General features: G+C 61.0%; 12 protein-coding genes. 2 read left to right on the forward strand and 10 right to left on the reverse strand.

Going from position 1 to position 12699, the window contains the following annotated elements; genetic code table 11:
* Positions 1-37: 37 nt before the first annotated feature.
* The 5 genes from miaA to ACEPAJ_RS19060 form a co-directional block, all read right to left on the reverse strand.
* Positions 38-1015, reverse strand: a complete 978-nt coding sequence (gene miaA / locus ACEPAJ_RS19040) for a tRNA (adenosine(37)-N6)-dimethylallyltransferase MiaA (RefSeq protein ID WP_425917016.1) — start codon at positions 1013-1015, stop codon at positions 38-40.
* A gap of 36 nt (positions 1016-1051) precedes the next feature.
* Complete coding sequence (mutL, locus tag ACEPAJ_RS19045; protein ID WP_425917018.1) at positions 1052-2923, reverse strand: DNA mismatch repair endonuclease MutL; 1872 nt, start codon at positions 2921-2923, stop codon at positions 1052-1054.
* Positions 2920-4275, reverse strand: a complete 1356-nt coding sequence (locus ACEPAJ_RS19050; protein WP_425918113.1) for an N-acetylmuramoyl-L-alanine amidase — start codon at positions 4273-4275, stop codon at positions 2920-2922. Before ACEPAJ_RS19050 ends, mutL begins: the two co-directional genes overlap by 4 nt.
* 82 nt (positions 4276-4357) lie before the next feature.
* Positions 4358-4825 (reverse strand): tRNA (adenosine(37)-N6)-threonylcarbamoyltransferase complex ATPase subunit type 1 TsaE, encoded by a 468-nt coding sequence (gene tsaE, locus ACEPAJ_RS19055; protein WP_425917021.1) that lies wholly within the window; start codon positions 4823-4825, stop codon positions 4358-4360.
* Positions 4813-6312: an NAD(P)H-hydrate dehydratase gene (locus ACEPAJ_RS19060; protein WP_425917023.1), complete on the reverse strand. Its 1500-nt coding sequence runs from the start codon at positions 6310-6312 to the stop codon at positions 4813-4815. Before ACEPAJ_RS19060 ends, tsaE begins: the two co-directional genes overlap by 13 nt.
* A gap of 60 nt (positions 6313-6372) precedes the next feature.
* Here ACEPAJ_RS19060 and queG point away from each other — a divergent pair, with 60 nt between their 5' ends.
* Complete coding sequence (gene queG / locus ACEPAJ_RS19065; protein ID WP_425917025.1) at positions 6373-7455, forward strand: tRNA epoxyqueuosine(34) reductase QueG; 1083 nt, start codon at positions 6373-6375, stop codon at positions 7453-7455.
* Here the strand turns inward: queG and ACEPAJ_RS19070 are convergent.
* The 3 genes from ACEPAJ_RS19070 to ACEPAJ_RS19080 form a co-directional block, all read right to left on the reverse strand.
* The gene (locus ACEPAJ_RS19070) at positions 7446-8066 is read right to left on the reverse strand and encodes a trimeric intracellular cation channel family protein (RefSeq protein ID WP_322949351.1); all 621 of its coding nucleotides are present in this window, start codon (positions 8064-8066) and stop codon (positions 7446-7448) included. The two genes, queG and ACEPAJ_RS19070, sit on opposite strands and share 10 nt — an antisense overlap.
* A 130-nt stretch (positions 8067-8196) precedes the next feature.
* A complete protein-coding gene (gene orn / locus ACEPAJ_RS19075) occupies positions 8197-8739 on the reverse strand; it encodes an oligoribonuclease (RefSeq protein ID WP_274087226.1) in 543 nt (180 codons plus the stop codon).
* 40 nt (positions 8740-8779) lie between these two features.
* Positions 8780-9553, reverse strand: a complete 774-nt coding sequence (locus ACEPAJ_RS19080; RefSeq protein WP_425917028.1) for a class I SAM-dependent methyltransferase — start codon at positions 9551-9553, stop codon at positions 8780-8782.
* A 119-nt stretch (positions 9554-9672) separates the two neighbouring features.
* On the opposite strand from ACEPAJ_RS19080, the gene rsgA reads away from it, so the two are divergent.
* Positions 9673-10704, forward strand: coding sequence for a small ribosomal subunit biogenesis GTPase RsgA (gene rsgA, locus ACEPAJ_RS19085; RefSeq protein ID WP_322949348.1), 1032 nt, complete (start codon positions 9673-9675; stop codon positions 10702-10704).
* A gap of 119 nt (positions 10705-10823) precedes the next feature.
* Here rsgA and motB read toward each other — a convergent pair whose 3' ends face one another.
* Both motB and motA read right to left on the reverse strand, forming a co-directional pair.
* Positions 10824-11834: a flagellar motor protein MotB gene (gene motB, locus ACEPAJ_RS19090; RefSeq protein WP_425917030.1), complete on the reverse strand. Its 1011-nt coding sequence runs from the start codon at positions 11832-11834 to the stop codon at positions 10824-10826.
* Positions 11835-11842: 8 nt separating this feature from the next.
* Positions 11843-12694 carry a flagellar motor stator protein MotA gene (gene motA, locus ACEPAJ_RS19095; protein ID WP_425917032.1) on the reverse strand — a complete coding sequence of 284 codons (852 nt, stop codon included), beginning with the start codon at positions 12692-12694 and terminating at the stop codon, positions 11843-11845.
* Between the last annotated feature and the right edge of the window lie 5 nt (positions 12695-12699).

Consider the following 12699-nt stretch of genomic DNA (forward strand, 5'->3'; position numbering starts at 1 on the left):
CGTCATACCCCAAGGATAGACGGCCAGCGGCAATATCTCAGGTCAATATGGAGACCGCTGCCAAGTATTTCAAGGCACGCGGCAGATTGTTGCAATCAGCGCTATCTAACCAATGCACATCTTGCTGCCAACCACGTAACCAGGTGAACTGTCGCTTGGCCAGCTGGCGCGTGGCGATAATGCCGCGCTCCTGCATTTGTTCAGCGCCAAGGTTGCCGTCCAGAAACTCCCAGACCTGCCGGTAACCTACTGATCGTATAGACGGCAAGCCAACGTGCAAGTCACTTCTCTGATGCAGAGCTTCGACCTCGGCAACCAGCCCCTGTTCCAACATCAAACGAAATCGCAGGGCAATTCGCTCATGTAACAGCTGCCGTTGCGCCGGAGCGATGGCCAATTGCGCGACAGTATAGGGGAATTGCCCGCCGACCGATGCGCCACTGACAGTATTTTCTGCAGCCTGGCGCTGGCGATGAGCGGTCATGCTTTTACCGCTCACATGATAGACCTCAAGGGCACGAATCAAGCGCTGCGGGTCATTGGGGTGGATGCGCGCGGCCGACTCAGGGTCAACCGCACGCAACTCGGCGTGCAACGCCTGCCAGCCTTCAGCTTGGCCACGCGCCTCCAGCGCTGCTCGCAACGGTGCATTGGCGCTGGGCATTTCAGCCAGCCCCTCAAGCAGCGCCTTAAAATACAGCATGGTGCCACCCACCAGCAGCGGAATACGCCCGCGCGCAGTGATCTCGGCCATCGCAGCCAACGCGTCACGGCGAAAATCCGCTGCCGAATAGCTCTCGGCCGGGTCTCGAATATCGATCAAACGATGAGGAAACTCAGCCAACGTCGCCTTATCCGGCTTGGCCGTCCCAATATCCATGCCACGGTAGACCAAGGCAGAGTCGACGCTGATCAACTCGCAGGGCAGCACCCGCGCCAGCTCAATAGCCAGATCGGTCTTGCCGGCCGCCGTCGGCCCCATCAGAAAAATCGCCGGAGGCAGACGCTCGGACATGCTCAAAAAATCTCTAAATAAAAGGGCGCGACAACTTTAACGGCCGCGCAGGAACAGCTTGTCGAGGTCATCCATGCCCATCTGCGTCCACGTTGGACGACCATGATTGCATTGACCGCTGCGCTCAGTACTTTCCATGTCGCGCAGCAAGCCGTTCATTTCCGGCAGGGTTAGCCGTCGATTGGCACGCACAGCACCGTGACAGGCCATGGTGCCCAGCAGCTCATTGAGGTGCGCTTGAATACGATCGGTGGTGCCGTATTCGAGCAGATCGCCCAGCACATCGTGCACCAGGCGAGTGGCCTCGGCCTGCTTGAGCAACGCGGGTATCTGACGGATCGCCAGGGTTTCCGGCCCCAAACGTTGCAACTCAAAGCCAAGCCGCTGGAACCACTCGGCATGCTCTTCAGCACAATCAGCCTCACGCTGGCTCACGGCAATCGACTCTGGCACCAGCAGCGGCTGGCCGCGCAGGCCTTCACTGGCCATGGCCACTTTCAGCCGCTCATAGGTAATGCGCTCATGCGCCGCATGCATATCCACCACCACCAGCCCCTGAACGTTCTCGGCGAGGATATAGACCCCCTTGAGCTGCGCGATGGCGTAGCCCAGCGGCGGAATATCACCTTGCGCCTCAGGGAGAGCAGCCGGCACAGTCGCCATCGGCGAGAAAAACTCGCGGTACGCGCCTTGGGCTTCAGCCGCGGGCAAAGCGACCTCCGGACGAGAACCCTGATAGCCAGCCCCCGGCGAACGCCAAACCGATGTACTGGGCGTCGACTGCAGCAGACTGGCCGCTAAGCCGATTTCACCTTGCGGGCCAAACTCGCCAGCTGCCTGACCGCTCGGACGCACCATCTCGCTGACCGCCGCAGGGGCAGCCAACTGATCTTCGGGGCGCACCTCACCCAAGGCACGGTGCAAGGTGCCATAAAGGAAGTCATGCACCATGCGCCCATCACGGAAGCGCACCTCATGCTTGGTCGGGTGCACATTGACATCGACCACCGCCGGATCAATTTCCAGAAACAGCACAAAGGTCGGATGACGACCATTAAACAGCACATCGCGGTAGGCCTGACGCACCGCATGGGCGACCAACTTGTCGCGCACCATACGACCGTTCACATAGAAGTACTGCAGGTCGGCCTGGCTCCGTGAGAATGTCGGAAGCCCAACCCAGCCCCACAAATGCAGACCATTGCGCTCGATATCGATCGGCAACGCCTGCTCCAGAAATGCCGCGCCACAAACCGACGCCACCCGCCGCGCGCGCGTAATTTCATCGGGAGCCTCATGCAAACCGAGCACAGTCTTACCGTTGTGACGCAGATGAAAGGCCACGTCGAAGCGCGCCAACGCCAAGCGTTTGATCACTTCCTGCAGATGGTCGAATTCAGTCTTCTCGGTTTTGAGAAATTTGCGCCGCGCCGGGGTATTGAAGAACAGATCGCGCACCTCTACCGAGGTGCCGACCGGATGCGCTGCGGGCTGCACGCGCGGATGCATGTCGCGCCCTTCGGTTTCCACCTGCCAGGCCTGCTCGGCCCCTTCGGTGCGCGAAGTCAGGGTCAGACGCGCCACCGAACTGATTGAGGCCAACGCCTCCCCGCGAAAGCCCAGGCTCATCACCTGCTCAAGGTCTTCTAGCTCGCGGATCTTGCTGGTGGCATGTCGCGCCAGTGCCAGCGGCAAATCATCTGGAGAGATGCCACTGCCGTTGTCACGCACCTTGAGCAGCTTGACACCGCCCTGCTCGACATCCACTTCAATACGTTTTGCACCGGAATCCAGGCTGTTTTCCAACAGCTCCTTGATCACCGAAGCCGGACGCTCAACCACCTCACCGGCAGCAATCTGGTTGGCCAACCGCGGACTAAGCAGTTGGATACGCGAAACGTCACTCATGGCTGTGCAGCCAGAGCAGTAGCTGGAATCTGGATACGCTGCCCCACTTTGATTACGTCACTTTTTAGCGAATTTGCACTGCGCAGCGCCGCCAGGCTGATCTGATAACGCTGAGCAATCAGCGCCAGACTCTCACCCGAGCTCACAACATGCTCACGCGGCCCGAGGGCGATTTTGCCGTTATCGCGCAGCCAGGCTACGTAAGTACCGGGCGGCGGGTTCTCATGGAAAAACTGCCGCACGCCACTGACTATTGAGCGCCCCAGAGCCTGCTGGTGGCTCGCACTGGCCAGTTTGCGGGCTTCATTAGGGTTGGAGATAAACCCGGTCTCCACCAGGATCGAGGGAATATCCGGCGATTTCAGCACCATAAAGCCCGCCTGCTCCACTCGACGCTTATGCAGCGGGGTGATGCGCCCCATATTGCCCAGCACCTTGTTGCCAACGTTGAGACTGGACGACAGCGATGCGGTCATCGACAGATCAAGCAACACACCGGCAAGCATGCGGTCCTTGTCATCCAGACTGACGTTACCTGCACCACCGATCAGGTCGGACTGGTTTTCCGAGTCAGCCAGCCAGCGTGCGGTTTCCGAGGTGGCACCGCGGTCCGACAGGGCATACACCGAGGCGCCGAAGGCCGCTGCCCGCGGAGCGGCATCGGCATGGATGGAGACGAACAGATCGGCGCCCTTCTTGCGCGCAATCTCGGTGCGCTTACGCAGCGGGATAAAGTAGTCGCCCGTGCGCACCAGCTCTGCGCGGAAGCCTTTCTCGGCATTCACCTGGCGCTGCAGTTCTTTGGCAATCGCCAGGGTCACATGCTTTTCAAACTGGCCTTTGACCGGCGACAGCGCACCCGGGTCTTCACCACCATGCCCCGCATCGATGGCAATCACAATATCGCGCTTGCCATTGGGCACCGGCGTCAGCTTGGGCGGGGCCTGCGTCGGCGTTACTGGCAACTGAGGCGCGGTAGTCACGGCGGTGGTCGGCAGGCTTGGTGCAGCGCCGCTCTCCTGGTCAAACAGGTCGACAACCAGGCGATGGCCGTACTGCTGATTGGGGGCCAGGGTAAAACTTTTCGGCGTGACCGCTGCCGACAGGTCAATGACCACGCGCAACTCTTCCGGTGTGCGCTGCGCCGAGCGCACCCCGGTGATAGGCGTGTTGCTGAGGGCCAGCTGATTAAGGTTGGTGGCTAACTTGGCGCCATTTACATCAATAACGATGCGATTTGGCGCAGACAGCTGGAAAACGCTGTGTTGCACCGGGCCGGACAAGTCAAACACCAGGCGGGTGTTATCCGGTGCACGCCAGAGCCGCACACTGCGCACATCCGAAGCGGCCATTACATTGGCGGCCAAGCCGACCAATACCACTCCAACTGCGATGAAACGCGCGCCTATGCGCATAGCCAACCCCATAATTAATTCATGCCCTGACGGCCAAAGCGGCGCACCAGGAGGAGCCGCGCTCGCCTTGCGCCTGCAAGCGCAGCGCGCGGCCGGCCCCATGCGGGCTAATGGTAATATCCAGGTCAGCCTTTGGCAAAACGCCTGCACCGCGCTGCGGCCACTCGACCAGACATAGGGCATCACCGTCGAAATAATCGCGGATACCCAGGTACTCCAACTCTTCGGCATCCACCAGGCGGTAAAGATCGAAGTGAAAAGCACGCAACGCACCAATTTCGTAGGGCTCTACTAGGGTAAACGTCGGACTTTTGACCGCGCCAACATGCCCAAGGCCGCGAATAATGCCGCGCGACAGGGTGGTTTTACCTGCGCCCAGATCACCATGTAGGTAGATCACACCTTTACCGCCCGTCACCTGAGCGATCTGCGCTCCCAGCACCAGCATCGCCTCTTCGTCGGCGGCAAACAGCTCTAATTCAGACACGCAGACTGCTCCTGCAATAATTCACGAATAACCGCACACAAATCACTGGCTGCTAAACCTCGGCCCTGCAGCGCCAAGCGCTCACCGGCACACGCATGCAGATAAACCGCCAGCTGGGCCGCCGGCAACGCAGCCAGCCCTTGCGCCAGCAGGGCACCTATAAAGCCGGCCAGGACATCACCTAACCCTGCGCCAGCCATGGCCGGATGGCCACGATCACACAACCATAGGCCACCGTCCGGCGCGGCGATCAAAGTACCTGCGCCCTTTAGCACGCAAACCGCCTGATAGCGCTGCGCCAGAGCGCGAGCCGCCGCTGGGCGATCCGCCTGCACCTCGGCACTGCTGATACCCAACAACCGCGCGGCCTCACCCGGGTGTGGCGTCAGCACCACGCCAGCAGGTAACTGGACCACAGCCTGCGCCAGCAGGTTCAGCGCGTCGGCATCCCAGACCTGCACAGCATCACTGGCCGCCGCCGCCGATAACAGGCTACGCCCCCACGCACCTTGACCGAGACCAGGCCCGACGACCCAGACACTGGCATTAGCGCCCAGCGCCATTAATTGATTAGCCGACGCCACGCCTGCCGCCATGACTTCAGGCAGGCGCGCCTGCGCGGCAGACACATGCTCACCACGGGTCGCCAGGCTAACGAGCCCAGCCCCGGCACGCAGCGCACTCTGCGCCGCCAGCAGGCCGGCACCGGCAAAGCCACGATCCCCGCCGACCACCAGCACATGCCCCAACTGCCCCTTGTGCACAAGAGGTGAGCGCGCAGCCAGGTGCGGCAAACTGATTGGCACAAGGCGCTGCGCGGTAAAAGCCTGAGCGGCCACCAGCGCGGGATCGGCCTGAAGGTCATCAAACTGCAACGCGCCCCGAAAATCCGCAGACTGGCCAGTAAACAGGCCCAGCTTCAACCCAATCAGGGTCACCGTCAGCCCTGCACGCACCGCCTCACCCAACGCCTGACCGGTATCGGCGCAGAGCCCGGATGGAATATCCACCGCCAGGACCGGCAAACCACTGGCATTCAGCAGGCGGATAACCTGCGCATACGGTTCGCGCACAGCCCCCTGCAGACCGGTACCGAGCAAGGCATCGAGCACCACGCCGCGCAACTCAGCACGCTCCTCCCATAACTGAATGGACACGCCGGCAGCCAGCGCCTGATCACGCGCCAGCGCCGCATCGTCTTGCAATTGCGCGGGATCACCGACCGCCAGCACGCGCACCTGCCAACCGGCGCGAAGCGCCAGAGCCGCGACCAGGTAACCATCACCGGCATTGTTGCCGCGTCCAGCCAGCACAGTCAGCACCCCGGCATCCGGCCAGCGCCGACGCAGGGCACGCCAGATGGCATGCGCGGCGCGGCTCATCAGCTCAAACCCCGGGGTGCCGGCAGCAATCAGCCGCGCATCCAGCTCACGCACTTGTGCGGCGCTAAACAGCGGCAGAGGAAGATTGTCAGGTGAATGCAGCATGCGCGGGCTCCGTTGTCTGGCAGAATTATACTCACCTCCGCTCCGGTTACCCGCCTTCATATGAACACTGACGCCCTCGACCTTGCCGCTCTCGCCCAGTCAATCAAAGACTGGGGCCGCGAGCTGGGCTTTCAGCAGGTCGGGATTGCCGATGTGCAGCTGGGCGAACACGAAGCGCACCTGCAGCGCTGGCTGGACGCCGGCTATCAGGGCGAGATGGACTACATGGCCGCCCACGGCAGCAAACGTTCACACCCAGAACAACTGATACCCGGCACCCTGCGCGTGGTATCGCTGCGCATGGACTACCTGCCCGGCGACACGCAGATGGCGCAGCAGCTTGCCCAGCCGGCAAAAGCCTACGTGTCGCGCTACGCCCTAGGGCGTGACTATCACAAGCTGATCCGCAAACGCCTGCAGCAGCTGGCCGAGCGCATTCAGCAACAGATCGGCCCGTTCGGCTACCGCGCCTTTGTCGACAGCGCACCGGTGTTGGAAAAAGCCATCGCTGAACAGGCCGGCCTCGGCTGGATCGGCAAGAACACCCTGGTACTCAACCGCAAGGCCGGCAGTTATTTTTTCCTCGGCGAACTGTTCGTCGACCTGCCGCTGCCGGTCGACCCGCCCCACAGCAGCGAGCACTGCGGGCGTTGCACCGCCTGCATGGACATCTGCCCGACCGCGGCCTTTGTCGGCCCCTATGTGCTGGATGCGCGGCGCTGCATTTCCTACCTAACCATCGAGCTCAAAGGTTCGATCCCTATTGAGCTGCGTGCGCCCATTGGCAACCGTGTGTTCGGCTGTGACGACTGCCAAATGGTCTGCCCGTGGAATCGCTTCGCCAAACCCACCGAGCAAAGTGACTTCCAGCCCCGCCATAGCCTAGACAATGCCGAATTGGCCGCACTGTTCGGCTGGAGTGAGGACGAGTTTCTCAGCCGCACCGAAGGCTCACCCCTGCGCCGCGCCGGCTACGAACGCTGGCTGCGCAACCTGGCGGTCGGCCTGGGCAATGCGCCCTCGACGATCCCGGTACTGGAAGCACTTAAAGCACGCCGCGAGCACCCCTCCGCCCTGGTGCGCGAGCATGTCGAGTGGGCACTCGAGCAACATGCGCAGCGCGACCTAACACCTCAGCCCTGAGGATCGTCCCGATAGACGAATTTGGGCATCTCCCAGTGATAGCGGATCGATAGCAACCGAAACAGCAGACCGCCGAACAGGCTGATCAGCAGTGACTGCTCGTTGCCCAGCCCTAGGTAGGCGCAGCCGAGAAAGCACCAAGCGCAGGCAAACGACACGCTGGCATACAGTTCGCGGCGAAAAATCAGGGGCACGTCGTTGCAGAAGATATCCCGCAAAATGCCGCCGAATACGCCGGTAATAACCCCACTGACCGCTGCGATCAGTGGGCCGTGCCCCATGTCCAGGGCAATCTGGCAGCCAATCAGGGTGAAGGCCACCAGCCCCATGGCGTCCAGCACCAGAAACAGCGAGCGCAGATGCCGCATCAGGGGCGCGATAAACACCGTGACCAGCGCGGCGAAGGTGGTCAGCACCAGGTATTCGGGATGCTTGACCCACGTCAGCGGGTAGTGCCCCAGCAGCATGTCACGCACCGAGCCGCCCCCCAGGGCGGTAATGCAGGCGATCAACGCCACGCCGAACCAGTCCATGCCGCGCCGCCCGGCCGATAGCGCACCGGTCATGGCTTCGGCGGTGATCGCTATGAGGTACAACACAGTCAGCAACATCGATCAGCCCCTGCCAAAAGGCGCGCAGTCTACATGCCCGCGAGAGCATGCGGGCACCTAAAAACCACGACACACGCTACGGGCAGACCGCTAGGCGCGTACAGGCGTTGCTTAATGCGCAGTCGACGCCCTAGACCTTGATGAAATGCTCGCGGTAATGACGCAGCTCGGCGATGGACTCACGGATATCGTCCAGTGCCTGATGCGTGCCTTGCTTCTGGAACGACTCTTTGACCTGTGGCGCCCACATCCCAGCGAGGATTTTCAGGGTCGACACATCCAGTGCGCGGTAATGGAAGTAGGCGTCCAAGTTCTGCATGTACTTACACAGGAAGCGCCGATCCTGGCCAATGCTGTTGCCGCAGATCGGTGACTTGCCTTTTGGCACCCATTGCTCAAGGAAGGCAATGGTCATGGCCTCGGCCTCGGCGGGGCTGATTTTGCTCTCGCGTACACGCTGGGTCAGACCGCTGCCACCGTGAGTGCGGGTATTCCACTCGTCCATACCGGCGAGCAACTCATCACTCTGATGGACGGCGATCACCGGACCTTCGGCGAGGATATTCAGGTCGCTGTCGGTAACGATGGTGGCCATCTCGATGATGACGTCCGTTTCGGGCTCCAGACCGGTCATTTCCAGGTCGATCCAGATTAGATTCTGCGGGTTCTGCATGCGGGGATCCTCGGCTAAGGCCGACAGTTTAGCGAATAAATCAGCCGCGCATGCGCCACACCAGCAATTGCGAGTTACGCCAGTCGTGCAGCTCGATCAGCTGATCCGCTAACTGACCAGGCACCTCGAAGGTATTACTGATCAGCAGACTGCCAGCCGGCATCTGCTCGCAGGCCTGAACCCACAACGCTGCCATGGGCGCAGGCGAGAGAAAGCAATACACCACATCGAATACAGACAAGTCCGTGCGCCAGAGGCTTTGATAGCGAACCTGACAATTACCCCGGCGCAAGGCGCGCAACCAAGCGATGGCAAAGGACAACGGCGCCGTTTCTACGCCAACAAAATGTGCCTGCGGGAACTGCCGGGCCAGGCTCAGTAGCATGCCGGCCGGGCCACACCCCAGGTCGATAAAACGAAAATGCTCGGGCTGCTCGCGCAACACCTGCACCAGATGCTGCCGGGTACCGGCTCCGGTCAGGTACAGCGGCACCTGCTCGGTAAAACTGTTCCAGTTGAGCAGCAACACCAGGACAAACCCGCCCAGAAAAAACCAGGACGGAAGAGGCGCACCGCTCGCCAACAGCAACGCCGGCGCAAACAGCAGGTTCAACCCGCACCACCAGCGCGACAAGCCTAGGTAGCGGGCCAGCGCGGCGGCGATCAATCCCTGGCTCAGCCCAACAGCCAGCCAAGTTGGCCGCCAGGGAGCCACCTGCGCGGCCAGATACAGGGCCACGCCGACCAACAACGTCGCGCCCAGCTGCGCGCCTAAAGCCAGCAGCGCCGGGTATCGCCGGACAACGCGCAGCATGCAGACTCCTGACCAGACCGACCAATAATGCGCCGCAGTGTAGCCGCGTCAGCAGCGCAATTGGCAGCCCGTGCTAGACTCGCGACCGTTTATTGCGCAATTCAACTCTCGGAAGACCCATGGCCAAACGCCAACTCAACCGCCGGCAAAACTGGCGTATCGAAAAAATTCAGGGCGAGCGTGCCGCCCGCGCCGCCAAGCGCGAATCGCAGGCTGTACAAATTCTCGAAGGCGGCGATTTAGGCCCGGAACAAACCGGCCTGGTGATCGCCCACTTCGGCGTGCAGGTCGAGGTTGAAGCACTGGACGGCGAGCTGGCCGGCCAGGTATTCCGCTGCCACTTACGCGCTAACCTGCCCACCATGGTGACTGGCGACCAGGTGGTGTGGCGCGCCGGCAATCAAGGCATTGGGGTCATTGTTGCGCAGCTGCCACGCAGCACTGAACTTTGCCGCCCGGACACCCGCGGCCAGTTGAAACCGGTGGCGGCCAACGTTGACCTGATCGTGATCGTCTTCGCCCCGCTGCCCGAGCCACACGCCAACCTAATCGATCGCTACCTGGTGGCCGCCGAGCACGCCGGCATCCGCCCACTGCTGCTGCTGAACAAGGCCGACCTGATCGACGAGCAGAATGGCATCGCGCTAAACGCCATGCTCGACGTCTACCGCCAACTGGGTTACCCACTGCTGGAAGTGTCGGCGCATCACGGCGACGGCATGGATCAGCTCAAGCAACAGCTCGATGGCAACGTCAGCGTCTTCGTCGGCCAGTCGGGGGTCGGCAAATCATCGCTGGTCAACACCCTGCTACCGGATGTAGACACCCGCGTCGGGCCGCTTTCGGAGCTTTCCGGCCTCGGCACTCACACCACCACCACGGCACGCCTGTTCCACTTCCCCGGCGGCGGCGAGTTGATCGACTCCCCGGGGATTCGTGAGTTTGGTCTGGTGCACGTCAGCCGCGATGACGTTGAAGCCGGCTTTATTGAGTTCGGTGAGCTGATCGGGCAATGCCGTTTCCGCGATTGCAAACATGACCGCGAACCGGGCTGCGCCCTGCTCAAGGCACTGGAAGATGGTCGCTTGCACCCGCAACGCATGGCCAGCTACCGGCAAATCCTGGCGAGCCTGCCGGAAGCCGATTACTGAAAAATCGCCGGAGCGTTTTTTAACATCGCGCCGCGACGACCCGCAAGGTGGCCGCCAGGGATGGCAGGCCATCAACAAAAAAGGCCGCGACATGTCGCGGCCTTCTGTAAAACGCCAGCTCACTCGGTAGGCTGATCGAACTGCAGCACACCGTCTTCGAAGATATTCAGTCGCTCGCGTAGCTGCCCATCGGGCAACGGATCACCCGGCGCGCTAGGCGCCGCCGCATCGGGCTCGCCAGGCGCGACTAGCGCATCGCCTGCACTGACATCACTCTGCGCGCCCTCAATGGCCCGCTGGGCCTTCTTCGTCAGCACCACTATATCGATACGGCGATTAACCGGGTTGAGCGGGTTCTCGCGATCAAACAACGCCGACGAGGCATACCCCACGACACGCGCCACCTGCGCATCATCATAGCCACCCGCCACCAAGACTCGCCGCGCCGCATTTGCGCGATCCGCGGACAGCTCCCAGTTGCCATAACCACCGCGCCCTGCAAAGGGCTGAGCATCCGTGTGGCCACTGACGCTGATTTTGTTCGGCACCGCCGCAATCGTGTCCGTCATGGCCAGCAGAATGTCCTCGAAATAAGGCTGCAACCGTGCACTGCCAGAGGCAAACATCGGCCGATTAGCAGCATCCATAATCTGGATGCGCAAGCCGTCCTGGGTGATTTCGAAAAGAATCTGATCCTTAAAGTTCTGCAGCTGAGGGTTTTCCTCCACTTTGTTTTGCAGCTCTTGCAGCAGCAACTCCAGGCGCTCACGCTCAACTTCCTCGGCTATCGACTCAGCTTGCAGCTTATCCACATCCGCCCGCGCATCCTCGGCAGGAGTACCTTCATCCTGCGGAACATCATTAAGCGTTTTATCAGGCGCGGGGGTAGGCGTACCGCCAAGGTCGATCACATAAGGGCTGGCACTTTCGGAAAAGCCGACGGGGTCTTGAAAATAGCCGGAGATAAGTTTTTTCTGCTCTGGCGTGGCCGATGACATCAGCCACATCACCATAAAGAACGCCATCATCGCCGTGGCGAAGTCAGCAAAGGCGATTTTCCAAGCACCACCATGGTGGCCGCCAGCAACCTTTTTGACGCGTTTGACGATGATCGGCTGGTTGTTTTCCATGCGGCGCTCTAGCTCCCACGCATGGCTTGCTCAAGCTCGGAAAAGCTTGGCCGATGCGCCGGAAACAACACTTTGCGCGAGAATTCGACGGCCAGCGATGGCGGCATGCCTGAGGCCGAAGCCACCAAGCCCGCCTTGATTGCCTCATAGACGTTCAGTTCTTCTTTGGCATCGTGTTCCAGCGAGCCAGCCAGTGGGCCGAAGAAGCCATAGGATGCGAGGATCCCGAGGAAGGTGCCGACCAGTGCGGTGCCAACCTTCTCGCCGATCTCGGCGTTATCCGCCTCGGCCAGGATCGACATGGTAATCACAATACCCAGTACCGCGGCCACGATCCCCATCGCGGGCATGCCGTCGGCAATCTTCGCCACGGCATGCGCTGGGTGCTCGAGTTCTTCTTTGAGGCTGGTGATTTCCATGTCAAACAACCCCTCAAGCTCGTGCGGGGCCATGTTGCCGGACGACATGATGCGCAGGTAATCACAGATAAAAGCGGTCATCCGCTGATCTTTGAGGATGCCGGGGTACTTGCTGAATATCGGGCTGGCGGCAGGGTCTTCAACATCAGCCTCGATGGCCATCATGCCTTCACGGCGACTCTTGTTGAGAATTTCGTAAAGCAGCTTAAGCACATCCAGGTAATAGTGATGGGTGAAGCGGGAGCTGAACATGCTCAGCGACTTCTTGAACACTTGCATAAACATGCTGCCGGGGTTGGCCTGCAGAAAGGCCCCCAATGCAGCGCCGCCAATGATCATCACTTCGAAGGGATGGACCAACGCCATAAATTTGCCGCCCGAGAGGATAAACCCTCCCAGTACGCTGGCGAATACAACAATGATGCCGATGATTTTTGCCATAGAAA

The organism is Pseudomonas sp. GWSMS-1, from assembly GCF_049847425.1.
Lineage (GTDB): Bacteria > Pseudomonadota > Gammaproteobacteria > Pseudomonadales > Pseudomonadaceae > Aquipseudomonas.

What these genes read in the sequence shown, in the direction of transcription:
- miaA (WP_425917016.1), bottom strand. Translation starts at nt 1,015, where the DNA reads ATGTCCGAGCGTCTGCCTCCGGCGATTTTTCTGATGGGGCCGACGGCG.
- mutL (WP_425917018.1), bottom strand. Translation starts at nt 2,923, where the DNA reads ATGAGTGACGTTTCGCGTATCCAACTGCTTAGTCCGCGGTTGGCCAAC.
- ACEPAJ_RS19050 (WP_425918113.1), bottom strand. Translation starts at nt 4,275, where the DNA reads ATGGCCGCTTCGGATGTGCGCAGTGTGCGGCTCTGGCGTGCACCGGAT.
- ACEPAJ_RS19060 (WP_425917023.1), bottom strand. Translation starts at nt 6,312, where the DNA reads ATGCTGCATTCACCTGACAATCTTCCTCTGCCGCTGTTTAGCGCCGCA.
- queG (WP_425917025.1), top strand. Translation starts at nt 6,373, where the DNA reads ATGAACACTGACGCCCTCGACCTTGCCGCTCTCGCCCAGTCAATCAAA.
- ACEPAJ_RS19070 (WP_322949351.1), bottom strand. Translation starts at nt 8,066, where the DNA reads ATGTTGCTGACTGTGTTGTACCTCATAGCGATCACCGCCGAAGCCATG.
- orn (WP_274087226.1), bottom strand. Translation starts at nt 8,739, where the DNA reads ATGCAGAACCCGCAGAATCTAATCTGGATCGACCTGGAAATGACCGGT.
- ACEPAJ_RS19080 (WP_425917028.1), bottom strand. Translation starts at nt 9,553, where the DNA reads ATGCTGCGCGTTGTCCGGCGATACCCGGCGCTGCTGGCTTTAGGCGCG.
- rsgA (WP_322949348.1), top strand. Translation starts at nt 9,673, where the DNA reads ATGGCCAAACGCCAACTCAACCGCCGGCAAAACTGGCGTATCGAAAAA.
- motB (WP_425917030.1), bottom strand. Translation starts at nt 11,834, where the DNA reads ATGGAAAACAACCAGCCGATCATCGTCAAACGCGTCAAAAAGGTTGCT.
- motA (WP_425917032.1), bottom strand. Translation starts at nt 12,694, where the DNA reads ATGGCAAAAATCATCGGCATCATTGTTGTATTCGCCAGCGTACTGGGA.